The following is a 24,883-nucleotide window of genomic DNA, read 5'->3' as shown; positions in this document are numbered from 1 at the left end:
TATAGAAAGGGACGGTCTGTTGGAGATCGTCCCTTTCGTTTTTTATCATGTTTATCTTTCATGAACGATAAAACAAATGCCATTTTATCTTTTATAATCGACAAAATAGGACTACATTTGTCTTGTACAAAAGATAAAATAGCATGGAAAAGAATGTAATAAAGTCTCTAATCATTGAATATCAGCAATTCGTTGAGAAAATAACACTGATTGAACGAGATATTCATTTATCAGATCAGCTAAACTATGTATTTGTTGGTCTTCGTCGTGCAGGTAAATCTTATCTGATGTATCAACAAATACAACATTTGTTGAGAGAAGGACACTCAATAGAAGAAATTCTTTATTTCAATTTTGAGGATGATCGCCTGATAAACCTAAGCGTTGAAGATCTCGATCTTATAAAAGTTTGTTATGAAGAGCTTTATGCACATCGTCCTATCTTCTTTCTGGATGAAGTTCAGATTGTGACGCATTGGGAGAAGTTTGCCCGTCGGCTAACAGATCTGAAATATCGGGTGTATATTACCGGAAGCAACGCCAAAATGTTAAGCAGTGAGATTGCAACAACACTTGGCGGCAGGTTTATTATACAGAATGTATATCCTTTTTCATTTCGGGAATATCTAAAAGCCAATGACATAACTGTTGAACCAGCCTGGTATTTCAAAAACCGCACGGAAATAGTTCGTTCATTCTCTGATTATTTTTATTTTGGCGGATTACCGGAATTAGAATTGATAGAAGAGATAGAAAAGCGCCAATGGTTAAGCAATTTATTCAATAAGATATTTTTTGGTGATTTGATAACACGCTATTCTATCCGAAACGATTTAGCCATGAAAGTCCTAATCCGTAAGTTGGCGGAAAGCGTAAAACAACCCTCTTCATTCAACCGGTTGTCAAACATCGTTTCATCCACAGGAGTCAAAGTCACCACAGATACCGTTATCGATTATCTGGAGTTTTTGCAAGCAACATGGTTGATCTTTTCTATTGAGAATTATGCCAGTAAATTAGTAGAGAAAGTATCCAATCAGAAATACTATTTCATCGACAATGGCCTGTTGAATCTATTTCTGATAGACCCGGAAACCTCACTGCTAGAAAATTTGGTAGCTATCAGCCTAAAAAAGAAATACGAAGAAGAACTTTACTTTTATCATCAGAACATTGAAGTCGACTTTTATATACCGACAAAGAATCTGGCTGTACAGGTATCATATAGCCTGAAAGAAGAGGCAACACGCAAACGCGAAATAACAGCGTTATTAAAAATAGCCAAAGTCATGGATGTTGACAAACTACTCATCATTACTCACGATGAAGAAGAAATGATTGTGGAAGACGGAAAAGAGATCGCTGTTGTTCCGATTTGGAAATGGCTACTTGAACAGGACAGTCTGTTGGAAAACAGGTAGTGTCGACAGACGCCCGGAAGGAATGGATTAGCCTCCTGAACGAACCGACGAAGCCAAATGTAGAGTCAGCAAAATGCCAAAGTTTATTCATATCACATCTGTGATACAAAAGAAACTCAACTGTGATACAAACGGAATCCATCTGTGATATGAAAGGAACACAGATGTGATATGCATTAATCTGTGTTCCCTGAATAGTTATCCGTATCTGTTTACCCCATTTTCCAGGTTTCCGTCACATTCCTTCAGCATAATAGCTTTCAGTTCTTCCGCTTTCTTCGGATATTTATCAATCACGTTCTTGCGCTCCTGCGGATCGTCAGACAAGTTGTACAACTCATAAACACCTTGTTTTCTGTAATAACGGAGTTTCCAGCCATCGTTCATAACAATGCCCGGTCCGAGATTGGAGCCATATACGACATACCGTTTCGGATCTGTTTGCTTCCCATTCAGCAAAGTAGGCAGGAAAGAGATACCGTCTTTCTTTACCGGGAGCGAAACGTTTAGCAGATCAGCCATCGTAGACAGGAAGTCGTAATTGGAAACCAATTCCTTGCTTTTCACGCCGGCCGGTATCAATCCTTCACCGTAAAAGATCAGCGGGAGATGTACGCCGCCATCCAGATTACTCCGTTTCAGTCCGGCCATCCCGGCATTCCCGTTAAAAATATCGCCTGCCAGGTCGCTGTAATACTTATCTGTATAGTCATCAAACAATTGGCCGGTTTGCAGGTTCTTATAAGGTTTTTCGCATCTTCCTTTCTGCGAATAATAAATCTCATGCCCGTTATCGGCGGCAAAGACTATAATCGTATTCTTATCCAACCCCAGATCACGAAGCTCATTCATAATTATCCCCACATGATCATCCAGCAACTTAATCATAGAAGCGTATTCTTTTTCTATCGGTGTTAACTCAGGGTTGGCTGCCAACTCCGGGTGAACGGCCGGGATAGCTACCGGACCATGCGGCAACTGGGTCGGATGAAACAGGAAAAAAGGCTTATCCTTATTCTCGCGGATAAAAGACAGCATCTTATCCAGAAAAAGGTCCTGCGAATAAACAGCTTTACCATTTCTTTCCCATCGCTCCCACAAAGTCTCATCTGTTTCATTTTCCGTACTCTTTCCGCAATTCGGGAGAGTATTCCCGTCAATCGTTACAATCTCACCGTTGTCAAACAGAAACGGCGGATAAAAACCATGGCAACGTACATGGTCGAGATAACCGTAATAATAATCCCACCCATGTTCCTTCATCTGTTTGCGGGTAGCCGTAAAACCCCATTCCAGCTTTCCGATCTCGGCGGTTACATAACCGGCTTTCTTGAATACCTGAGGAAGATAATAATCGCCTTCCCCAAGAAGAATATCCCCATCGTCTATCTCTTTCTCAAGAGCCGGAATCAATGAGAGGTTATCAGTCGGAGGAATAAACTGTCCTCCCTTCGATATCATCCATTTATCCGGATGGCAATCGTGATAACCGGTCAGCAGAGAGGCTCTTGCCGGAGCCGACAACATACAACCGTATGCATTATCGAAAGAAGTCCCCCGGGTAACCATCGCATCAATATGAGGTGTCGTGAAATGCCGTTGACCATAAGCGGACAGCATACCTTTTCCCATATCGTCGGCATAGATATAGATAACATTAGGTTTAACCGGCTGCTGCGCCTGTACATAATCGGATATGGAAACGCCTGCCAGAGACAAAACCGCTACAAATGAAGAGGAGAGAGTTTTATTCATAAATCGATCTTTAAAGCTATAGTATTGCGCCAAAGATACAAATTTACCTGTTAACTTTCACTTCATAAGGCATATCAACCGAAGTTTTCCCTGCCAACAGATAAAGCTGTTTTCCGAGAGTAAACCGTATAATAACCGTGATTTTTCTGTTCTATTATTTAAGGTAAACAGAATGGATAAGAATTCTTTCATCAGAAATCTTACCCATTCATATGCAATCAATGATGGAACAAACGTACCCCTGTAAACGCCATCGTTATGCCATATTTATCACAAGTATCGATCACATGGTCGTCACGAACGGAACCGCCTGCTTGTGCGATATATTCGACACCGCTTTTGTGAGCACGTTCGATGTTGTCACCGAATGGGAAAAAAGCATCTGAACCCAGTGCTACCCCTTTCAGAGTGTCCAGCCAGGCACGTTTCTCTTCGCGAGTCAGCACTTCCGGTTTTTCGGTGAAGAACTGTTGCCAGATACCGTCAGCCAAAACATCTTCGTGGTCATCGCTGATATATACGTCGATTGTATTATCGCGGTCGGCACGACGGATCTTTTCGATCCAGGGCAGGTTCATTACTTTCGGATGCTGGCGGAGATACCAGATGTCGGCTTTGTTTCCGGCCAAACGGGTACAATGGATACGGCTCTGCTGACCGGCACCGATACCGATAGCCTGTCCATCTTTTGTATAGCAGACAGAATTACTCTGCGTATATTTTAATGTAATAAGGGCAATGATAAGATCGCGTTTGGCAGCTTCGGAAAATTCCTTATTCTGAGTCGGGATATTTGTCAGCAGGCTTTCGTCTAGTTTAATCTCGTTACGTCCCTGTTCGAAAGTGATACCGAACACATCTTTATGTTCGATCGGAGCCGGCTTATAAGACGGATCGATCTTAATCACGTTATACGTTCCTTTTCGTTTGTTCTTCAGAATTTCTAAGGCTTCCGGGGTATAACCGGGAGCGATGACACCGTCGGAAACTTCACGGTTGATCAGGCGGGCAGTAGCTTCGTCGCAAGTATCGCTCAAAGCGATAAAATCGCCGTAAGAAGACATGCGGTCTGCACCACGGGCACGGGCATAAGCGGTTGCCAAAGGAGTAAGAGGCAGGTCGTCTACAAAATAAATTTTCTTCAGGGTATCGCTCATCTCGATTCCCACAGCGGCACCCGCCGGACTGACATGCTTAAAAGATGCGGCAGCCGGTAGTCCGGTAGCCTCTTTTAGTTCTTTCACCAATTGCCAGCTATTGAAAGCGTCCATGAAATTGATATATCCGGGACGGCCGTTCAATACCTCTATAGGCAATTCCCCCTGCTGCATAAAAATGCGCGACGGCTTCTGGTTGGGGTTACAGCCGTACTTCAGTTCTAAAGAGTTTTTGTTTTCTGTGCTCATATTGCTTGTTATATATGATTCTATCTCATCTCTGCCATTCCTTCTTCAAGGGTATGAGGAGTATAGCCTAATTCACGTTTTGCTTTTTCGATGCTCAGTCCGCTGAAACGGGGACGCGGAGTCGCTTCGTTCATTTCTTCGGTGGTGACCGGGATAATCAATGAACGGTCCAGCTTGAAATAATCGGCAACACGGTAAGCGATATCGGCTATCGAAAGGCATTCGCCTCCACAAATATGCCAGGTACCGTTTAGAGAAACATGCATCAGTTTTTCTACTCCGATAGCGATATCCTCTACCCAAGTCGGTGTACGGTACTGATCGGAAACGACCCGTATCTGCTGACCAGCTTCCAGGCGGTTCTTTACCAGTTGCAAAATATTGCCATGTTGCCCCGGCAATGCTTTTCCGTAGACAACGACCACGCGGACATTCGCATAATTACTGCAATTGGCAGCCACGGCCAATTCTCCCTGATATTTCGACAGGCCATAATAATTCACCGGAGCCGGAATATCTTCCTCGATGTATAAAGAACGATTCTTTCCGTCAAAGACAAAATCGGTCGACAGATGAATAAAACGGCTACCTTCCTGTTCACAGCAACGCGCCATATTTTCAACGGCAAGTACATTGGCGGCATGCGCCTCTTCATGATGGGACTCACAATAATCGGGTACGGAAAGTGCGGAAGCATTTATCACGACATCAGGACGCATCTCCCCGATCAATCGCCCGATGGCCGGATGATCATTGATATCCGCCTGAACGAAACGGGTATTACTCTCCGGCTGAATATCTTTATGCAGGGAGCATCCTGTCAGTTCATACCCACCACACAGGGACAGATGTTGCAAGATGCGTCTGCCTGTAAAGCCGTTTGCTCCAATTATCAGCGTTTTCATCAGAATGAATATATTAATACACCTAATATACGGTGATTGGTTACTGAATGGGTATCACGAATACGTCCGTCGGCAAGTGTACGGTCGCCATACCAGGCCAGAGACGGGCTGTACTCCACTCCTAGTTTCCAGTGAGGCAACACATACGACAGTTGCAAATTAGTGGTAAAGACCTGATCCACATCGAGTCCCACTCCATAAGTCGGTCCAACAATATCCTTGCCTGCCCCCAGGTTTTTCAAATACCCTACAAACAATCCGGGTTGCCATTTCTTGCCATACACCACGTTCAACCAGATCATTGAATGACGGTAAGACGTATACTCCTGTTCGCCGGTACGTTTGTCTATACTGCTGACGCCATAACCACCCAGCATACAGAGATGAGCCAGATTCTCTCCCATAATCGTCTTTGCCGAAATCTTCCAGTTATCATCCGTATAACGGGCATGCGCCTCGACAGAAACGGAGGTAACACGCTCTTTTACCTTATAAGTCTTATCACCGACTTCGGATTTTATACGTGGTGCCAACGAAATAAGATCGGCACCAATACCCACCATCCAATTGTTGGTTTTATAATCGACACCGGCATAAAATTCCGGTACACAACTATTCTTTATATATTCCTCGCTCTTTCCGTTCGGTCCGGTAGACAGATACTGCAACTGCCAGATAGCCGCCCCCGTCAGGCTCCACCCCTGATTGGTATAACGATAGCGAAGCATCGGGTTACGGCTGAACGGCTGGAAAGGTGCTCCGGTGGAAAGGTTCAACATTTGTGGAAAGATATCACCGAATAATGGGTGCCAGGTCTGTCCGATCAGGACAGCCGATTTTTCCCAATCCAGATTTACATAGGCATGCCGCACACGAATCATGGCAAAGTTACTTCCCGAACCACGGAAATCCACTTCCAATTTAGCGGTTGTCTTAGCTTTGCCAACACTCGGTCCTGCCACATCAATCCCCAAGCGGGAATACAACAGGTAAAAGCTACCGTTTGCCGTAGCATTCAAATCATTACCATCTGCATCCGGAGAGATATCTTTCGGATAGAGATGAAACAAACCGTCTACTATCTCGGAATTGGCCCGGGAATTATAGAACAAGTCACCACGAACCTGTCCGTAAAACTTATACGAAAAATTCTTCTTCTGTGCATAACCGGACGTTACAGCTAACAATCCGGCCAATAAAAACATACCTAGTCTCGTTCTCATTTAAAAGCGTTCAAATTAGAAATAATACATAACCAATCCCAATATGCGGTGATTGGTTATGGCGTGAGTGTTTCCCACTTTACCGTTCTTCTGGTCGATCGTTCCATACCAGGCCGTTGCCGGAGAATATTCCAGTCCGATCTGCCAGTGAGGCAGATTATAAGAGAAATTCATATTTACCGTCAGCAACTGATCGATATCCAGTCCCATTCCGTAGACTGTTTTCGAGGCTGTCAGCTCATCATCCGTCCCCAGGTTCTTGGTGTATCCCAGGAATAGTCCCGTTTTCCATTTCGTGCCATAGGTGAAATTCGCCCAGGTTGTCGAATGACGGAAAGGAGTATATTCCTGCTCGCCAGTCTTCGGATCGACAGAACTAATGCCATAGCCGCCGATCAGGGCCGTCTGGTCCAGACAGGAAGCCATCAGGCTTTTGGCTGCAAAGGTATAATTACGGCCGGTATATTTCAAGTGAGCTTCGTATGAATATGTCGTCATACGCTCATTTACTTTATATACTTTGTCATTTATCTCAGAAGTCGTACGGGGTTTTAAAGAAATAAGGTGAATACCGGCTCCTGCCAGCCAGCCATTGCCGGACGTATAATCGGCTCCTACATAAAACTCCGGCACACAACTATTCTTTATATAATCTTCGCTCATCCCTTTCGGACCGCTCGACGTGTATTGCAACTGCCATATAGCCGAAGCGGTTAGTTTTACATTACCTGCCTTGTATTGATAACGAATCTGCGGACTGCGGTTGAAAGGTTGGAAAGGTGCGCCTGTCGACAAATTCAACATATCCGGAAATACGGAACCGAATAACGGATGCCAGGCATGACCGATCAATACATTACTCTTATCCCAATCCAACGCTACCCATGCCTGGCGGATACGCAACATAGTCGTACTTCCCGAAAAGCCGCCGAAGTCAGTCTCCAGACAAGCTGAAGTACGAGCCGAGCCGACATTCGGGCCGGTCACACTCAATCCCAGGCGGGAAGTGAACGTATAAAAACTACCGTTGGGAGTCGCATTCAGGTCTTTCCCGTCAGCATCCGGTTTTTCATCCAAAGGGAAAAGGTAGAAGTTTCCGTCTACCGGAGCCATATTTGCACGGGTGTTGTAGAACAAGTCACCACGTACAAAACCATAAAACTTGTAAGTGAAGTTTTTCTTCTGGGCAGTTGCGGAAAACAAAGTCAGCATACTTACCAATAGCAGAGCCAGCTTTTTCATCGTTGTCGTTTGTTATCTATTTGTCTAGTTTGAAGGCGCAAAGGTATATATTTTTGTTTATTCAATTTGAAGAACGAAATATTATTTGTTACTTTGCTTCCAAGTTGTAAGCCTGAAAGGCCAAAATGATTAATAATGTAAACTACATAAAGAATTATGAGTACTAAAAAGTTTTTATTGGAGGAGAAAGACATACCTACAGCCTGGTATAACATTGTGGCTGACATGAAGAACAAACCACTTCCTATTTTAAATCCGCAAACAAAGCAGCCGTTGAAGGAAGAAGACTTGTATCCTTTATTTTCCAAAGGTGCTTCACACCAGGAAATGAACACGACAGATGCATGGATTGAAATACCGGAAGAAGTTCGCGAATTATATAAGGTATGGCGTCCGACTCCGCTAGTTCGTGCTTACGGGCTGGAGAAGATGCTGGATACTCCTGCACATATCTACTTTAAGAACGAAAGCGTCAGCCCGATCGGTTCGCATAAACTGAACTCGGCTATCGCACAGGCTTACTACTGCAAACAGGAGGGTATTACCAATATCACTACGGAAACAGGTGCCGGACAATGGGGTGCCGCCCTATCCTATGCCGCCAAGGCTTTCGGCCTGGAACTGGCTGTATATATGGTAAAGGTCAGCTATCATCAGAAACCTTACCGCCGCTCTATCATGCAGACATTCGGCGCACAAGTGATCGCCTCTCCGAGTATGAGTACGAAAGCGGGACGTAAGATTCTGACCGACCATCCCAACTATCAGGGTAGCCTGGGTACAGCTATTTCGGAAGCGGTAGAACTGGCAATGCAAACTCCGAACTGCAAATATACATTAGGTAGCGTATTGAACCACGTCATGCTGCATCAGACTGTAATCGGCCTGGAAGCAGAAAAGCAGATGGAAATGGCCGGCGAATATCCGGACGTTGTAATCGGTTGCTTCGGTGGCGGTTCAAACTTCTCCGGTATTACATTCCCCTTCCTGCGTCATAAACTGACGGAAGGAAAAGATGTACGCGTTATTGCCGCCGAACCTGCTTCCTGCCCGAAACTGACACGCGGACAGTTCCAGTATGACTTCGGTGACGAAGCCGGCTACACACCGCTCATCCCGATGTTCACGTTAGGACATAATTTTGCCCCGGCAAATATCCACGCAGGTGGTCTACGTTACCACGGCGCCGGTTCTATTGTCAGCCAGTTGATGAAAGATGGTTTAATGAGCGCATACGATGTAAAACAGTTGGATACATTCCAGGCAGCCACCCTATTTGCCCAGGCGGAAGGTATCATTCCGGCTCCGGAATCATCACACGCTATTGCCGTTGCTATCCGCGAAGCACTGGAAGCGAAAGAAGAAGGTAAAGCCCGTACGATCCTGTTCAACCTGTCCGGTCACGGATTGATCGACATGGCTGCTTACGACCAGTATCTGGCCGGCGACCTGACAAACTACGAAGTAACAGATGAGGAAGTTGCTAACAATTTGTCAGAATTGGAAAAGATCATCAAATAAGAGGACTATTTACCAAAATAAAAGTGGCGCTAATAACAGGGACTCACGTCTTTTGTTATTCGCGCCACTTTCGTGTGTGTCTATGAATGTTTTAAAATAGGTATTATGAGAAAATTTCCTCATAATTGGTTGCCGGAACAAGCATTTTCTGTGTGTTCAGGCTATAATCTTTCTTCTTTTTGTCCCACATTCCGTATTCGGAAGTGATATTTCCGTCTTCATTATACTGATATGTAATCAGATAATAAGGATCCCATGTCTCTTTTGCCTGATTCCAGCGGTACGCTTTTTTCTCAGCGACTTTGCCGTTATCATTGTAGGCGAATTCATATTTCACCTGTTTGTTCAAAAGCCCTTCTTCCTGTAGGAATATTACTTTTGAAACGATCTTTCCATTCTCTTCCTTCGTATCATACAGATAGTTTCTGGGAGAAGCGGCACTCATTGCCAAACTGCAAACGAACAAAACAACAAGTGACAAAATTTTTTTTCTTAAAATTGAAGCTTTCATAAATATATTACTTATAAGATTTACTTTCAAATTGCGTGCAAATGAACACAGTTTTCGGGTAATAACCAAATATATTCTGACATATTGATAGAATAATAGCCTTATTTAACTATTTTAAACCACAACCCAACACATACAAAACAGCACAAAGCTTACAATTTATAAGAAAAACGATTTACAACATCAAAATAACATTGTTTTCAGTCTCTATTTTCTTAATAAGCCAAAAGAAAAAGCCAACTCACTTACGAATTGACACTAATAGTTTTTTTCATCATCAGCTGCATTATTCAGAACTAAATATACACTCACGATTGTTATTTAGAAATAAAAGAAGGATATTAGCATCCAAATTAAATCGGTATATCATGGAGAGAAATATTTTTAAACTGGAAAATGACCAATTGAAAGAGATTGCTCTTTCATTGCGACAGAAAGTAGAAGTAGGTCTGGCAAAAGACGGCCAGGAGATACAATGTATCCCGACATTCATCACCCCCAAAAGTACAAACATAAACGGTAAAGCCCTCGTTCTCGACCTGGGTGGTACGAATTACCGGGTGGCGACAGTCAACTTTAATAACGACAAACCGACTATCCATCCTGAAAACGGCTGGAAAAAAGATCTGTCGGTAATGAAAACTCCCGGCTTCACCCGTGACGAGCTGTTCAAGGAACTGGCCGACCCTATCGGAGAGATCAAGCGGGAACAGGAAATGCCGATCGGTTACTGCTTCTCATACGCAGCCAAATCGCTTCCCGGCGGGGATGCCCGGTTGTTGCACTGGACAAAGGGAGTGCATATCAAGGAAATGCTCGGACAGCCGGTAGGGAAACCTCTGCTCGACTATCTGAATGACAGAAATACCCCCGGGTTTACAAGTATAAAGGTTCTTAATGATACAGTAGCCAGCCTGTTCGCCGGACTTACCGACAGTAGTTATGACGCCTATATCGGACTTATAGTCGGGACGGGAACCAATATGGCGACCTTTATTCCTGCCGAAAAGATTACAAAATTACCCTCTTCCGTACAGGCACACGGGCTAATCCCTGTCAATCTGGAATCAGGAAACTTCCATCCCCCTTATCTGACAACTGTCGACGACACGGTCGATGCCTGCTCCGACAGCCATGGCATGCAACGTTTTGAGAAAGCCGTCTCCGGCATGTATCTGGGAGAGATATTGAAATCGACCTTTCCGCTGGATGAATTCGAAGAAAAGTTTGATGCGCAGAAGCTGACGACTATCATGAATTATCCGGATATTCATAAAGATAAATATGTACAGGTTGCCCACTGGATATATAACCGTTCTGCACAATTGGTAGCTGCTTCGCTCGCAGGACTGGTCTCTTTATTAGTTTCTTATAATAAAGATATCAAAAAAGTATGCCTGGTAGCCGAAGGAAGTATGTTCTGGAGTATTAACAGGAAAGATAAAGATTACAATGTGCTCGTAATGGAAGAACTGGAAAAGTTACTGAATGAGCTTGGAATAGGCGATGTGAAAGTTCATGTGAACAAAATGAATAATGCGAATCTGATAGGGACGGCTATTGCGGCATTGTCTTGATAAGAAAACGAGGGTATATCAATCAGTTGAAATACCCTCGCTATTCTTTATACTCTTCCTAAAAATTCATCCACCGTATAATTCAGGAAATTATTAAACGGCAGTAACTCCTCGAATCGCTTTAAGGTCTGATCCATCCAGTCGTCCGCCATAAAGAACTCGTCCGGCAAGTTGGCCGCAAAACAGAAATCTTTATGCTTCATAATCTCGTCATATTTGAAATCGGTCGGATAACCGGCCGGCATACGCTTCAGAACCTCCCCTTCCATCACCGGGAAGGCTTCCTTAAAGGATGGCTTTTCAATGATACCGACAAACTCGTCGATGTGATCGTAAATATCCTGGCGAAGCATTTTCAATAATTTAGGCGGAGGACACCATACGCCACCGGACAGCATACAGGCACCCGGTTCGAGATGGATATAATATCCGCCCCGCTCGCTGGCACGTCCGCCCTGGGCCATATAAGCTGCAAAATGAACCTTATAAGGTGTCTTGTCCGGCGAGAAACGCAGATCGCGGTAGATACGGAACTGGCAATCCTTCGATTCCAGGCCTGCTACCTGCGGATCGAACAGGGCAATCCGGTTGATTACTTCCTGCACTTCGTCGATAAATCCTTTGTGCAGGACATCGAAGCGTTCCTTGTTTGCTTGGAACCACTCCCGGTTGTTGTTTACGCTTAATTCCTTCAGGAATTGTATAATCTCTTTATTCATATTGTCTGTCTGTTTTACCTACAAAGATAGGGAATAATATTATTCATTATTCCAGTTTCTGTCGGTACGGAAAGGAGCGACCGGCAAACCTTCCTTGCTGAACAGGTTGCCGATGGTCGCATCATCGAAACAATAGTGTACCACGACAGGCTTCTTCACTTTGGAAGAGGTTACAACAACCGTATTATCTTTGATCCGGACTTTGGCAGGCACAAAGACACCGTCTTCGCCGGCTATCATGAACCCGGTAATTTCTTTATCCTTACACATCAAACCGTTACCGGCATGCAGGAAAGAGATGACAGCTTTGTTCTTATCGATGGTCATACTTTCAAACAGAGGGCTTTCATATCCGGAATCGAGCCGGCCGTATATCTTGCCCAATGCCATATTCGCCAAACGTTGTCCTACACTTTGCTTATCGGTCGGATGGATATTCTTTACATCTGCCACGCAATCTGAAACAGCAACCATCCCGGCTCCCGGAACCGTACGGGCCACCCATTCCTGATGCTCGCGAACCAAAGCGGCACCATTATCACCTGAATTATAGGTATGAGGGGCGATCTGCACCAGATAGAAAGGGAAGTCTTTTTTGAAACTCTTACGCCAACTCTCGACCATCGTTTTCAGCAGGATTCCATACGAATCCGGATGATCGCGGTTGGATTCGCCCTGATACCAGATAGCGCCGGCAAGGGCATAAGGCACGACCGGACTAATCATCTGATTATACAGTACACCCGGCTCTACGGGCCACCAGGGATATGTTTTATCGGGCATCACATCACGTATCCGGGGATTGTTCATTACCTGTTCTTCGGGAACCCATACCTCGGCTGGAGTGCCTCCCCAGGCAGACACGATCAGGCCGACAGGGACATTCAAGTCTTTTTGCAAGTCACGTCCAAAGAAGTAAGCTATAGCGCTGGTGCTCTTCATTCTGTCTGGGGTACAGGGTGCCCACGACGCTTCGCAATTATTCTGCGGGGTTGCGGCCCCGCGTTTGGGGATATGGAAGAAACGGATATTCGGATAATTGGCGGCGGCGACCTCTTCTTCGCTGTTGTCGATACCGTGCATCGGAGTCCATTCCATATTTGACTGTCCACTACACAGCCATACTTCGCCCAGCATGACGTCTTTCAGTTCACGGGTGCCATCGCCCAGGACCGATAAAGTATAGGGACCGCCCGCCCCGATCGTTTTCAGGGTGGTATCCCAGGTTCCGTCCGAACGGACGACAGTCGTTGCCGTATCCAGCGGAGCCCAGCTTCCAACAACTTTGATGGTAGCACTTGCAGATCCCCAGCCCCACACGGGCACTTCACTTTTCTGCTGTAACACCATATGGTCGGTAAAAACAGCCGGCAGACTAACCTGTGCCTGCATACCGGCAACCAGAAGGGACAGACCGGCGACTATCCCTGTAATTCGTGTAAGTTTCATGTATCTCTTTGTATTTGATTGATTAACGGATAACAAATGTACAACAAAAACTAGAACGAGAATCCCAGATTCAAATAAAATTGAAGGCTGGTGTTTTGATTGGACATGCTGAAAGTTGCGCTTAGCGGTCCCGCAATGCTATTATACGCATATCCGAGACTTCCGCCCCATACGCTTTTCCCTTTCAGCAGGTGGAAGAAGTCATCATGATGAATCGCATAATTACCGATCAGGGAAATATAGTTATTCCCTGCAATACGCTGACGGAAATGCAGGCGGGCAACGGCTACCGAGTTGTCGAATATCTCCATCCGGTTGATTCCGGCAAACGGCAGCTGCTGGGGCACATACCGTCCTTCCACCTCGCCCCCGACTGCATTCAGGAAAGGATAGGCCAGGTTTCCACCGATCAGTACGCGGCCATACAGGGAAGGCAAGATACTGAAATGGGAAGTAACAGGTATGACAGATGTGAAATTCAGACCCACCGCAGAGAATGGTGCATGTCTGTTATAACTGACGAAATTGTCCGTATAAAAAGAATAGTCCGCTTTCAGAGAAACACCTTTGGTCGGGAAATACCGCTTATCGAACGTCTCCAGATGTGCCATAGCGAAATAACTGATAAAACCTTCCGGCTTTACCTCGTATTGGTTATTATCACCGGTATAGAGGAAGGAATTATAATCATAATATTCATAACGCAATCCCAGCTTGAACTTGAAATTCAGCCAGTTCATATCCGAATATCCGAACTCGGCAAAATGATGGGTATAGCTGGTATTGAATGTTTTATCGCCTTTCTTGTAGATATCCAGATCCTGGTAAGTGAACTGGTAGGCCAGGTTCAGGTTGCGCAAAGGATTCCTTTCGATGGCATAATCCAGGCGGGCAAACGAAGTCTTCCCCCCGACACGCCCGGTAAATCCCAGCTTCGAATGGTTGCGGGCCCGGTGATCGAAAGTGGCATTCACCAAGACGCCGATGACCTCTTCCGAATCGAAACGCACACCCAGGTTCACAGAGCTGACTGATTTCTTTTGTGCCGTCAGCACCAAATTCTGCTGTTGCTCACCGGTCAGCATATAATCTACATTCGAATAGGCATTGGAGCCGATCAGCACAGACATGGCATGATGGAGCTCGTGCAAGGTGATCCGGCTGTTTTCCCGCAAACCACTGATCTTCATCAGCCACTTTTCATCTCTCGGATCGGTACCGACAAAGGAGATCGTCCGGATATAGAAGCTGTCGGCAGGTAGCGCGGGGTAAGATTTCCGGACATGTCCATGCTCTTCGGGACAGGAATCTTCCGCTATTCCTATTTTCTCTTTCAGTGCAATGATCTCATCCCAATGGGCATAGGCTTCCTGCTCTCCGCGGCGGATCAGCGTATCGAGTGCAACCGTACTGAAGCTGGCAGCATTATAAGAAGTCATATTCGGGCGGAGCAACAGGTCGGTCTGTTCCTTATTACGTGCATATTTATCATGTCCGTGCAAGGCGATGATCTGCCCGATCACATCACCGGGACTGTTCAGCTTGTCAAGCGTCTTCAAATCACTGGTACCCAGGTCTACGCCGATAATCACGTCGGCACCCATCTCCCGGGCGACATCTACCGGGAAATTATCGTTCAATCCCCCGTCTATCAGCACCATACTATCCAGTCGGACAGGGGTAAACACTGCCGGGATCGCCATGCTGGCACGCATCGCCAGCGGCAGGCTGCCTTTACGGAACACATAATCCTTCCCATCGACTGCATCCACAGCAACACAGGCAAAAGGTATATTGAAGTTTCTGAAATCTACGGAATCATGATAACCGATCGTCAGGTTGGAAAAGAGGTTCATCAGGTTCTGTCCTTTTATCATCCCCTGGATGACACGGTCTTTTTTGTCCTTTCCAAAAGGCAGAGAAAGAATATACCGTTCGGAGTTTTCCTTTTCCGGAAAGGTAAGGCTGCTTCGTTTGATCCGGTCGCTGAGCAGCATGGTCCAGTCTTGCTCCAACACCATCGTATCTATTTCCGCCGGCGTATACCCGATGGCATATAAGCCACCGACAATGGCGCCCATACTCGTACCCGCCACATAATCAATCGGAATACCGGCTTCCTCCAATACTTTCAACACCCCAATATGAGCTACACCTTTTGCACCCCCGCCGCCTAATACAACTCCAACCTTCTTCCGTTGAGCTGTCAGGGAAGGCAAAGCGACCAGTAACATCAGCAAAAAGCAAAGTAACTTTTTCATCTGCACACTATTTACGGCAAATGTAGTTCGTTTACGCTAAAGATGCAAACGAATCGGAGTTTACTGCATTTACTATACCGGATTCATAATTTATCATACGGGAGGAAACGCAATGAGATAAATAAAACACGAAGTAAGCAACAGACTCTCCGATAAATGTATTAAATTTGAAGCCTATTTCTCACCTTAAGAAGAAAAACTCATATGCAAAAATCAGCATTCTGTCTATTACTATGCTGCTTGACATTTCAAAGCTATGCGACAGTAGATTTACTGAAAGGCTATCAGTATGCCTCAGAACAAGCGCCGAAAGGGAACGAGTGGGAATCACCCGAGAACCTTGCGCTGAACAAAGAACAACCCCGTGCCTGGTTCTTCTCCTTCCAGAATCTGGAGAGTGCCCGGAAAGTATTACCGGAAAACAGTGCCTACTGGCAATCTCTGAACGGAGATTGGAAATTTAATTGGGCCCGTACGCCCGAAGAACGTCCGAAGGATTTCTACCAGACCTCCTTCGATGTATCAGGCTGGGACAATATCCCCGTGCCATCCAGTTGGAACATAGTTGGTCTTCAGAAAGACGGGACACAGAAGTATGGTACCCCTATTTACGTGAACCAACCGGTTATCTTCCAACACAAAGTGGCTGTCGACGACTGGCGGGGAGGCGTGATGCGTACCCCACCTGAAAACTGGACGACCTTTAAAGACCGTAACGAGGTCGGTTCTTACCGTCGTGAGTTCACCATCCCGGAAGACTGGGACGGACGCAATGTATTTATCAGTTTCGACGGAGTAGATTCCTTTTTCTATTTGTGGATTAACGGCCATTATGTAGGTTTTTCCAAAAACTCCCGTAATGCAGCCAATTTCAACATTACTCCTTATCTTCAAAAAGGAAAGAACATCGTTGCTGCCGAAGTGTATCGTAGTTCCGACGGCTCGTTCCTCGAAGCACAGGATATGTTCCGCCTGCCGGGCATCTTCCGGACCGTTGCACTCTATTCGACACCGAAAGTGCATTTCCGCGATTTGGTGGTGACACCCGATTTGGATGCTACATATACCGACGGTTCGCTGACCGTCAAGGCAGACATTCGTAACCTCGATAAAAAAGCAATCAAGAATTATAAAGTGTATTATTCGCTTTATGCCAATAAACTCTATTCAGACGAAAATACACTTGTCGACGGATTCTTATCGCCTGTCATCGAACGGATCAACCCGGATGAAACAACGGAGAACCTGATGACCATCAAAGTGAAAGCGCCCAATAAATGGTCGGCCGAACAGCCCTACCGCTATACACTGGTTGCCGAACTGAAAGATAAAAAGAATAAAACGATCGATATGGTTTCCACCACTGTAGGTTTCCGCAAGGTAGAAATCAAGGATACACCGGCATCTGAAGACGAGTTCGGACTGGCCGGACGTTATTATTACGTAAACGGTAAGACTGTCAAACTAAAAGGTGTGAACCGTCACGAAAGCAATCCCGCCGTAGGCCATGCCATCACACGCAAAATGATGGAAGATGAAGTGATGCTGATGAAACGTGCCAATATCAACCACGTTCGTAACTCACATTATCCGGACGATCCGTACTGGTATTACCTATGTAACAAATATGGTCTTTATCTGGAAGATGAAGCCAATATCGAATCGCACGAATATTACTATGGCCAGGCCTCCCTGTCCCACCCGAAAGAATGGCGGGATGCACATGTGGCACGTGTCATGGAAATGGTAAATGCCCATATCAATCATCCGTCTATCGTGATCTGGTCGTTGGGTAACGAAGCCGGTCCGGGACACAACTTCGTTGAGGCCTACGATGCTTTGAAGAAAGCAGACTTGTCACGTCCCGTTCAGTACGAGCGCAACAATAAAATCGTAGATATGGGCTCCAACCAGTATCCGTCTATCTCCTGGGTGCGCGGTGCCGTGAAAGGCGATTATGACATCAAGTATCCGTTCCATATCTCAGAATATGCCCATTCGATGGGGAATGCCTGCGGTAACCTGGTTGATTACTGGGATGCAATGGAGTCGACCAACTTCTTCTGTGGTGGCGCTATCTGGGATTGGGTGGACCAGTCTCTCTACAACTATACGCCCGATGGCAAACGTTACCTGGCTTATGGCGGTGACTTCGGCGATACGCCCAACGACGGCCAGTTCGTAATGAACGGTATCGTGTTCGGCGACCTGGAACCGAAACCGCAGTATTATGAAGTAAAAAAGGTATATCAGCATATCGGCGTCACAGAAATCGATGCACAGAAAGGCCTTTTCGAGCTATTCAATAAATACTATTTCAACGACCTGTCCGATTACGATGTGAAATGGTCGCTTTACGAAAACGGCAAAGAAGTGGAAAGCGGTTCACTGAATCCGGGTAAAGTTTCACCACGTAAACGTGTGCAGGTAGCCATTCCTTATACGTACAGCCAGCTAAAAGCGGACAATGAATATTTCGTTAAAGTACAGTTCCTGCTGAAAGAGGACAAACCCTGGGCCCCCAAAGGTTATGTAATGGCAGAAGAACAACTTCCAGTCAAAGCGTCTGCCGGCAAACCTGCCATCAACGAAGTGGCAAATGCCTCTGCAGGAGAACTGTCTCTCGAAAAACAGTCGGACGCACGCTTCTCAACGATCAAAGGAGATAACTTCAATGTCACATTCGACAATGAAAGCGGTACGATCTATAATCTGAATTATGGTGGCGAAACAATCATTGCCGACGGCAACGGTCCGAAACTGGATGCTTTCCGTGCCTTCACGAATAACGACAACTGGTTCTACGGAAGTTGGTTCGAAAACGGCTTGCATAATCTGAAACATAAAGCTACCGCATCCAAAGTGATCAAGCGGAAAGACGGTTCCCTGGTATTGTTCTACACCGTAGAATCGCAGGCTCCCAACGCAGCCAAGATACTGGGAGGAACATCCAGCGGCAAGAACAAAGTGGAAGAACTGAGCGATAAAGCCTTCGGCGAAGACGACTTCAAGTTCACGACCGACCAGGCATGGACCATCTACCGTGACGGTTCCATCGAATTGCAGGCCAGCATCACCTCCAACAATTCAAGCCTGGTACTGCCACGTTTAGGCTACCGGATGATCGTTCCTCAGCGTTATGAAAACTATACATACTACGGACGGGGTCCGGTTGAAAACTATGCCGACCGTAAAGCCGGACAGTTTATCGAGCAATATAAATCGACCGTAGCCGACCAGTTCGTGAACTTCCCGAAACCGCAGGATATGGGTAATCATGAAGATGTGCGCTGGTGTGCACTGACCGACAAGGCCGGCAAGGGAGCTCTCTTTGTGGCAACCAACCGCCTTTCTACTTCTGCTTTGCAATATTCCGCACTCGATATGACATTGGCCGGACATCCTTATCAGTTACCGAAGGCCGGTGACACTTATCTGCATCTTGACCTTGCCGTTACAGGTTTGGGAGGTAACAGTTGCGGACAGGGTGGCCCGTTGATTCATGACCGTGTATTTGCCGGACAGAACAATATCGGCTTTATCATCCGCCCGGCCACACAAGACCTGTCGGCTGCCGCACAGGTATCGGCTGCCGGTGACATTCCTTTCTCTATCACCCGTTCTCGTGTAGGTATGGTTGAATTATCATCTATTGATAAGGATGCTGTCTTCTGCTACACGATCGGCAAAGAGAAAAAAGCGAAAGAATATACCGGAGCTATCCCGATGCGCGAAGGCGGAACAATTACTGCCTGGTTAAAGAACAATCCGGAGATCAAGTCGACAAAGACTTTCAATAAGTTGGAAAGCATCCAGACAGAGGTTATCTACGCCAGCAGCGAAGAGGTTGGCGAAGGCGATGCCAAACACCTGGTAGACGGCGATCCGAATACGATCTGGCACAGTATGTATTCTGTCACGGTAGCCAAATATCCACACTGGGTAGATCTGGATGCCGGCGAAGAGAAAGCATTCAAAGGCTTTATCTATATGCCTCGCAAAGACAGCAACAATGGTAATATCAAAGAATATTCCATCCAGGTCAGCTCCGATGGCAAGAATTGGGGTGAGCCTGTCTGCAAAGGCCAGTTCGCGAATAACCGGGACGAAAAGAAAGTCCTCTTCGACAAACCGGTAAAAGGACGTTACATCCGTTTCACCGCACTGAGTTCACAGAACGGACAGGATTTCGCAACGGGAGCGGAACTGACTATTTTGAGTGAATAAACTGGTTACATCTAAAATATCTCTAAAAAGGCGGACAAAAGCTGCCTTTTTAGAGATATTACACCATCATATTGTCATAAAATCATGCATGTATCGGGTTTTAGTTGACAGTTGACATATGACAAAAAAATAAATCAAACCATATATACTCTTTCATATTAAATGCTTCATGCCATTCCTTCGGAGGAAGTTTAGCATTACGGACATCACAATAGCTACCAGCCTGTTGTTTCTTTCCTTCAAGCATCACTTCATATAAAGCACCACTCGTATAACTGGTAAGAGGTATCGTATCATTGGGAGTATAGGTTCTTGTCGGATATGTCTCCAATAAAATACTGTGTAAGACATCTTCTACCTCCGCTTTTTCCACAATTTGCGTTTCACCTTCCACTGTAAAGTCCACTTCATGCGCATGGAGCGGCTCAACCGCGATACGAATAGAGAATACGGTATCTTTTATTACATAAGCCTGTTCATTCAGGATTTTATAAGACACTACTCCTTCTTTATAATGTGCCATCCGTATCTTATAAGTTTGTCCTTGCAAATCTCCGGACAACTTAATAACCTGTGCACCCGAGGGAGAAGGTGTCGTCTCATCATAATGAAGCCGGACAGGAACCGGTTGTTCAACTGAATAGTTGAACAGTAACGGAAACAACAAAAGAATTTGGATAAAATATATCATACTACTTCAAATAAACAATCATCAATACCGGATTATCATCCTCTTTGAGATTTTTCAGTTGTTCATATTCCAGGATAGAAGGATCATCTTCCGCCAACTCCATCACCTCGGGTGCTTCAAGATAATAAAGCAATACATCATCCGAAATGCGGGTCTCCGGATAGAAAGGTAAACTACCCTGCATATCATTTATGATACGATTGTTTTTCACCTTATAGCAAGCGCCTTTCTTCTTATCGTACATGGCCAGACGGGGTAACTCATCTTTGTTGGTAACATCCCAGGAGGTATAAGGGAGAAATACCCATTGAGACGTTTCATGGAAATCCGGTCGCAGATAGGCTTGTGCCGGTTCTGAATAGGCTTGCCAATTTCCTTCCAGAACTTCAAAACGCCTTTCTTTCGGTATCTTATACTTTCCCAAATCCAGGATATAGCGGGGTTCAAGCCGTTCCGGGATAACCGTAAAGACCGTATCATTATAATACTCTTTACAACAGGCTTCTTCCCTGAAAGAATAGAGATAACGGTCGTAATACCCCCACAAATAATAATTCAACCCATTGGCAATCGTAAACTGATCATATTGAGGAAAAGTATTCAGTGTCTCTCCCTGCCGGTCAACCAGGACAAGCCGGTCTTTCTTTTGGCCGGTATTGTTATAAATGTAGCCGACGTATGCACTATCTCCCAACAAAGTAAACTGCCAACAGAAAGGTATTTTAGACTCTCCTACATAGTCACCGCCTATTGTATAGGTAAGAATCCTTCCGTTATCCATTATATAAATTTGTTTCAGCCTGTCGTTAGCCGCTATAAACCGGATTATGCTGTATTCTCCCGGTCCTTGTCCCCGCTTGACTACCGAACGGACAAACTTTCCGTCATCTGTAAACTGCAATAACCCTTCGCTACATGGAATAAACAGGTTATGATCTACCATCTGTATCATACCCTGAGATACTTTGGCAACCAGACATTCGGGCTTTGTTTCCAACGGCACGACCTTTACTTCCCTGGCAATTTCACTCAACCGGACTTCCTGTTCCGTATCAATGCCCTTGGCAAAGGAGATTGTTATCGGATATTCAGGCACTTCCGATATATTTTCAACCGGCTGATCACCGGACTTCTTTCCTCCGCATGAGAGCAACAAAAGGGAAAATCCCCCTAAAAGCAAGTGTTTGATAGTTTTCATATTTGTGTATTTTGTTATTTATCTTTCAATAGAATGACCTGTATTACTTGATTATCGTCTTCTCGCAGGTTCGTCAAGAGATCTTTCAGAGAACCTTTGGCATTTTCAGGCTTTACTTTCTCCAAAAGAACAGAAGCAGAGACAACACCGATCATCTTATTGTTTTTGACAAAACGTGGAAAGATAGGACAACCACCTTCCATATCATCGGTAAAACCATCCCATTCGGCTTTCGGGGAACGGACACGGCAAACAGTTTCTTTCCCTTTGTCATACCAGGCTAAACAGCGACCTTGTCCCTGTGCATACTCCACACCTATCGCATGGGTTATCTCAAAGACATTGAAGAAACTGAATTTCTTTTCAGCGGCTTTATTGGGAAGGTTGGTTCCCGTATTCGTTTTCTTGTCTATAGCGATGATAGCATCATCTTCACCCGATAATTTTTCATATTGCGAAAGATCCAGTTTATATGCCGGAATTCTTTTTTTCCCTTCCAAGCGAAAGATTGTCGTTTCTAAAGGATTTTTATAATAGGTATTTTCCTGATAATCATAAAGAATACCATAACTGAAGATAATCCCCGGATAACGGACTCCTTGTTCCGGTCTGAAATGGTAGCTATACAATTCCTTTCCTTTAGTATTGTACACGAACAATTCTTTGCCTCTTTTGTCCTTCGTATACAGGTACTCATTGGTTATCCCAAACAGATTTCCGGTTTTATCTCTATAAGTAGTCATCGATCCACGTTGAGTATTGATGTCATACAAATATTTACCCTCAAAAGAATAGACCAGCACCTTGCCTTTTCTAAAATCAGATATAAAAATCTGTTTTGCATCTTCATCATAAGTAACAGCCAGAATAGATTTCGCATATTCCCCCGGCCCCTCTCCTGCCTTTCCTATCTTACGAATAAATTTACCTTCCGGCGTAAACTGGAACAGATTAACAAAATCACAGACAAACAGATAGTCACCGGCAAAAGTCACATTCAAAATATCTTTATCCAGCAACGATTCCGCTGTCGTCTCCAACGGAATATATTTCACTCCGGAAGCGACCTCACTTAACTTTATTTCTTTCTGTTCATCTACTCCTTCGGCAAAAGCAATCTTCTTTTGCGCCATAGCCGGACAAAAAAACAAAGCAAGTAATAATATTCCTATAATTCTGACGTGTTTTCCCATATCTATTTTAGTTTAAAGGTTATATTTCATTTTCTGCATCATTGGCATCCTCTATCGGCCGGTTTTTCCTTCGATATGGATGCCATTTGCCGAATCCCTTGCTGCTATCTCTTTTTTCTTATTTTTCTTTTCATATTCCTTCATGGCAGCTTTCATATCTTCACGACGTTTCCGTTCGAGGTCAGAGGGTTCGGGAAGCTGCTTGATTATGCTTTGCAAATCAGCCATAGAAAGTTCACTCTTTTTACCATCGGGAGCCAACATTGTGAGTTCAGTAATATCACGGAAGAAAGCCTCCTGATATAAGTCTTCAAAGAAATAACGAAAGCCAAACAAGTTCTCTTTAGATTCTTTCCGCTTCATCATTTCAGTCATGTAAGTGTATTTACTGAAAAGGGTTTTCTGTAACAACTTCTCATCCTTAAACATTTCCGACTCCCTTAGCCAGTAGTGCTTATTGATTTCATATAGTAAATTCAACTGTGTCGGATCTTTCTTCCATGCTTCATAATAGACTTTCTCCGCTTCATTGAAACGACCGTCCCGTTCGAGTGTACTTCCTCTGAAAGAGGCCAATAGATTGACATAAAACTTCTTTGGTTTCATACACTCTTCTGCCTGGTCAAATAATTGATAGGCACGTTTGCGGTCATAGGTTTTACCCAATGTAGCTCCGTACAACAAGACTGTTTCCACGTCTGTCGAATCTATTTCGTAAGCCAGCTCCAACGGTTCCACGGCATCTATTGCATGGCCGGACATATAGCGGGAGGCACCTGCATATTTCAGATTGATAAAAGACGAATCACCTTCCGCTAACAGGCCGCTGTAAACGGTATCCGCTTTCAAATAATTTTTAGTCATATACAAAGCCATTCCCTGGCTTTGCCGAATCTGCCGGTTATCGGGATTATAGTACAAGGCGGTATCACAGACCTGTAAAGCAGTTTTTCCATCTCCTTTCCATAATAATGAATTAATCAGGGAAGAGGCCACACGGATATTCTCCGGATTGATTTCCATAGCACGGGTATACAGTTCCAATGCGATCAGCATATTCATACCGCCTTTTTTCATATGGCAATCCGCCAAACCGGCCAGAATAGTCGGATTATCACTCTCGTAGGATGCTAAAGTCCGGTAATGATCCATCGATTTATCATAATCACCCAACTGATAATAAAGACGTGCCAACTGATTATTGGCGTAAAAATTCAGACTATCCGATTCCAGCACTTTTCCATAGCAACGTTTGGCTTCCGTAATCTTACCATAATTAATTGCAGCACGGGCAAGTGCATTCAAAGCATCCACATTCGTTGTATCCATTGACAAACAATATTGAAAACAGGTATAGGCTTCCTTATACCGGAACATTCCCTCATAAGCCTGACCGATAGCCGACATAGTCGTATAACTGGCCGAATCGGCTGCCGTAAGACTGTCCGCCCGAGCCAACACTTCCGGGAATTGTTTTCTGTTCACCAACTCCTGTAAAGAAAGGTTTTGCGCCTGTGCAACAAAAGAAAGAATACTGAAAAAAAGGACAATAGTATATTTCATCATAAACTCTTTTAATTTTCC

The 24,883-nt window shown here is 44.9% G+C and carries 17 protein-coding genes; 4 read left to right on the top strand and 13 right to left on the bottom strand.

From position 1 onward, the window contains the following. Window positions 1–143: 143 nt before the first annotated feature. Window positions 144–1,421 (top strand): ATP-binding protein, encoded by a 1,278-nt coding sequence (locus tag HMPREF1535_RS10455; RefSeq protein ID WP_009860015.1) that lies wholly within the window; start codon window positions 144–146, stop codon window positions 1,419–1,421. Window positions 1,422–1,619: 198 nt separating this feature from the next. Here HMPREF1535_RS10455 and HMPREF1535_RS10450 read toward each other — a convergent pair whose 3' ends face one another. The 5 genes from HMPREF1535_RS10450 to HMPREF1535_RS10430 all read right to left on the bottom strand — a co-directional run bounded on the left by HMPREF1535_RS10450 (window position 1,620) and on the right by HMPREF1535_RS10430 (window position 7,952). After that, a complete protein-coding gene (locus tag HMPREF1535_RS10450) occupies window positions 1,620–3,176 on the bottom strand; it encodes a sulfatase-like hydrolase/transferase (RefSeq protein WP_046146083.1) in 1,557 nt (518 codons plus the stop codon). 218 nt (window positions 3,177–3,394) lie between these two features. Beyond that, window positions 3,395–4,582 (bottom strand): phosphoribosylaminoimidazolecarboxamide formyltransferase, encoded by a 1,188-nt coding sequence (locus HMPREF1535_RS10445; RefSeq protein WP_009860017.1) that lies wholly within the window; start codon window positions 4,580–4,582, stop codon window positions 3,395–3,397. 20 nt (window positions 4,583–4,602) lie between these two features. Beyond that, on the bottom strand, window positions 4,603–5,490 hold the full coding sequence (locus HMPREF1535_RS10440; protein ID WP_187386432.1) for an SDR family oxidoreductase: 888 nt from the start codon (window positions 5,488–5,490) through the stop codon (window positions 4,603–4,605). Continuing rightward, window positions 5,487–6,710: a DcaP family trimeric outer membrane transporter gene (locus tag HMPREF1535_RS10435; RefSeq protein ID WP_046146081.1), complete on the bottom strand. Its 1,224-nt coding sequence runs from the start codon at window positions 6,708–6,710 to the stop codon at window positions 5,487–5,489. Before HMPREF1535_RS10435 ends, HMPREF1535_RS10440 begins: the two co-directional genes overlap by 4 nt. Before the next feature lie 15 nt (window positions 6,711–6,725). Then, on the bottom strand, window positions 6,726–7,952 hold the full coding sequence (locus HMPREF1535_RS10430) for a hypothetical protein (protein ID WP_046146080.1): 1,227 nt from the start codon (window positions 7,950–7,952) through the stop codon (window positions 6,726–6,728). A gap of 156 nt (window positions 7,953–8,108) precedes the next feature. Here HMPREF1535_RS10430 and HMPREF1535_RS10425 point away from each other — a divergent pair, with 156 nt between their 5' ends. Further along, the gene (locus HMPREF1535_RS10425) at window positions 8,109–9,473 is read left to right on the top strand and encodes a TrpB-like pyridoxal phosphate-dependent enzyme (RefSeq protein ID WP_009860021.1); all 1,365 of its coding nucleotides are present in this window, start codon (window positions 8,109–8,111) and stop codon (window positions 9,471–9,473) included. A gap of 103 nt (window positions 9,474–9,576) precedes the next feature. Here HMPREF1535_RS10425 and HMPREF1535_RS10420 read toward each other — a convergent pair whose 3' ends face one another. Continuing rightward, window positions 9,577–9,984: a DUF3836 domain-containing protein gene (locus HMPREF1535_RS10420; protein WP_009860022.1), complete on the bottom strand. Its 408-nt coding sequence runs from the start codon at window positions 9,982–9,984 to the stop codon at window positions 9,577–9,579. Between the two features lie 368 nt (window positions 9,985–10,352). Here HMPREF1535_RS10420 and HMPREF1535_RS10415 point away from each other — a divergent pair, with 368 nt between their 5' ends. Continuing rightward, on the top strand, window positions 10,353–11,561 hold the full coding sequence (locus HMPREF1535_RS10415; protein WP_046146079.1) for a hexokinase family protein: 1,209 nt from the start codon (window positions 10,353–10,355) through the stop codon (window positions 11,559–11,561). Between the two features lie 47 nt (window positions 11,562–11,608). Here the strand turns inward: HMPREF1535_RS10415 and HMPREF1535_RS10410 are convergent, their stop codons facing one another. Genes HMPREF1535_RS10410 through HMPREF1535_RS10400 form a run of 3 tightly spaced genes read right to left on the bottom strand, consistent with a single transcriptional unit; the run spans window position 11,609 to window position 15,990 of the window. After that, entirely contained in the window at window positions 11,609–12,280 is a 672-nt protein-coding gene (locus HMPREF1535_RS10410) for a DUF2461 domain-containing protein (RefSeq protein ID WP_046146078.1), read from the bottom strand. A 39-nt stretch (window positions 12,281–12,319) separates the two neighbouring features. Next, window positions 12,320–13,729: a sialate O-acetylesterase gene (locus HMPREF1535_RS10405; protein ID WP_046146077.1), complete on the bottom strand. Its 1,410-nt coding sequence runs from the start codon at window positions 13,727–13,729 to the stop codon at window positions 12,320–12,322. Between the two features lie 50 nt (window positions 13,730–13,779). Further along, complete coding sequence (locus HMPREF1535_RS10400; protein WP_046146076.1) at window positions 13,780–15,990, bottom strand: patatin-like phospholipase family protein; 2,211 nt, start codon at window positions 15,988–15,990, stop codon at window positions 13,780–13,782. 204 nt (window positions 15,991–16,194) lie between these two features. Here HMPREF1535_RS10400 and HMPREF1535_RS10395 point away from each other — a divergent pair, with 204 nt between their 5' ends. After that, on the top strand, window positions 16,195–20,217 hold the full coding sequence (locus HMPREF1535_RS10395; protein WP_046146075.1) for a glycoside hydrolase family 2 TIM barrel-domain containing protein: 4,023 nt from the start codon (window positions 16,195–16,197) through the stop codon (window positions 20,215–20,217). 100 nt (window positions 20,218–20,317) lie between these two features. Here HMPREF1535_RS10395 and HMPREF1535_RS10390 read toward each other — a convergent pair whose 3' ends face one another. Genes HMPREF1535_RS10390 through HMPREF1535_RS10375 form a run of 4 tightly spaced genes read right to left on the bottom strand, consistent with a single transcriptional unit; the run spans window position 20,318 to window position 24,865 of the window. After that, window positions 20,318–20,908, bottom strand: a complete 591-nt coding sequence (locus HMPREF1535_RS10390) for a hypothetical protein (protein WP_235438353.1) — start codon at window positions 20,906–20,908, stop codon at window positions 20,318–20,320. Between the two features lies 1 nt (window position 20,909). Next, the gene (locus HMPREF1535_RS10385; RefSeq protein WP_046146074.1) at window positions 20,910–22,106 is read right to left on the bottom strand and encodes a 6-bladed beta-propeller; all 1,197 of its coding nucleotides are present in this window, start codon (window positions 22,104–22,106) and stop codon (window positions 20,910–20,912) included. A gap of 14 nt (window positions 22,107–22,120) precedes the next feature. Further along, complete coding sequence (locus HMPREF1535_RS10380) at window positions 22,121–23,299, bottom strand: 6-bladed beta-propeller (RefSeq protein ID WP_010800882.1); 1,179 nt, start codon at window positions 23,297–23,299, stop codon at window positions 22,121–22,123. A gap of 51 nt (window positions 23,300–23,350) precedes the next feature. Then, window positions 23,351–24,865 (bottom strand): tetratricopeptide repeat protein, encoded by a 1,515-nt coding sequence (locus tag HMPREF1535_RS10375; protein WP_235438470.1) that lies wholly within the window; start codon window positions 24,863–24,865, stop codon window positions 23,351–23,353. Window positions 24,866–24,883: the final 18 nt, after the last annotated feature.

The organism is Parabacteroides goldsteinii DSM 19448 = WAL 12034 (genome assembly GCF_000969835.1).
GTDB classification, from domain to species: domain Bacteria; phylum Bacteroidota; class Bacteroidia; order Bacteroidales; family Tannerellaceae; genus Parabacteroides; species Parabacteroides goldsteinii.
The sequence above is the reverse complement of the archived record's forward strand: the minus strand, read 5'-3'. Positions and strand labels throughout refer to the sequence as shown.

Excerpts from the sequence above, each read along its gene's own strand:
- HMPREF1535_RS10450 (WP_046146083.1), bottom strand. The coding sequence starts at position 3,176 with ATGAATAAAACTCTCTCCTCTTCATTTGTAGCGGTTTTGTCTCTGGCA.
- HMPREF1535_RS10415 (WP_046146079.1), top strand. The coding sequence starts at position 10,353 with ATGGAGAGAAATATTTTTAAACTGGAAAATGACCAATTGAAAGAGATT.
- HMPREF1535_RS10435 (WP_046146081.1), bottom strand. The coding sequence starts at position 6,710 with ATGAGAACGAGACTAGGTATGTTTTTATTGGCCGGATTGTTAGCTGTA.
- HMPREF1535_RS10395 (WP_046146075.1), top strand. The coding sequence starts at position 16,195 with ATGCAAAAATCAGCATTCTGTCTATTACTATGCTGCTTGACATTTCAA.
- HMPREF1535_RS10390 (WP_235438353.1), bottom strand. The coding sequence starts at position 20,908 with ATGATATATTTTATCCAAATTCTTTTGTTGTTTCCGTTACTGTTCAAC.
- HMPREF1535_RS10445 (WP_009860017.1), bottom strand. The coding sequence starts at position 4,582 with ATGAGCACAGAAAACAAAAACTCTTTAGAACTGAAGTACGGCTGTAAC.
- HMPREF1535_RS10380 (WP_010800882.1), bottom strand. The coding sequence starts at position 23,299 with ATGGGAAAACACGTCAGAATTATAGGAATATTATTACTTGCTTTGTTT.
- HMPREF1535_RS10375 (WP_235438470.1), bottom strand. The coding sequence starts at position 24,865 with ATGATGAAATATACTATTGTCCTTTTTTTCAGTATTCTTTCTTTTGTT.
- HMPREF1535_RS10425 (WP_009860021.1), top strand. The coding sequence starts at position 8,109 with ATGAGTACTAAAAAGTTTTTATTGGAGGAGAAAGACATACCTACAGCC.
- HMPREF1535_RS10455 (WP_009860015.1), top strand. The coding sequence starts at position 144 with ATGGAAAAGAATGTAATAAAGTCTCTAATCATTGAATATCAGCAATTC.
- HMPREF1535_RS10430 (WP_046146080.1), bottom strand. The coding sequence starts at position 7,952 with ATGAAAAAGCTGGCTCTGCTATTGGTAAGTATGCTGACTTTGTTTTCC.
- HMPREF1535_RS10420 (WP_009860022.1), bottom strand. The coding sequence starts at position 9,984 with ATGAAAGCTTCAATTTTAAGAAAAAAAATTTTGTCACTTGTTGTTTTG.
- HMPREF1535_RS10410 (WP_046146078.1), bottom strand. The coding sequence starts at position 12,280 with ATGAATAAAGAGATTATACAATTCCTGAAGGAATTAAGCGTAAACAAC.
- HMPREF1535_RS10405 (WP_046146077.1), bottom strand. The coding sequence starts at position 13,729 with ATGAAACTTACACGAATTACAGGGATAGTCGCCGGTCTGTCCCTTCTG.
- HMPREF1535_RS10400 (WP_046146076.1), bottom strand. The coding sequence starts at position 15,990 with ATGAAAAAGTTACTTTGCTTTTTGCTGATGTTACTGGTCGCTTTGCCT.
- HMPREF1535_RS10385 (WP_046146074.1), bottom strand. The coding sequence starts at position 22,106 with ATGAAAACTATCAAACACTTGCTTTTAGGGGGATTTTCCCTTTTGTTG.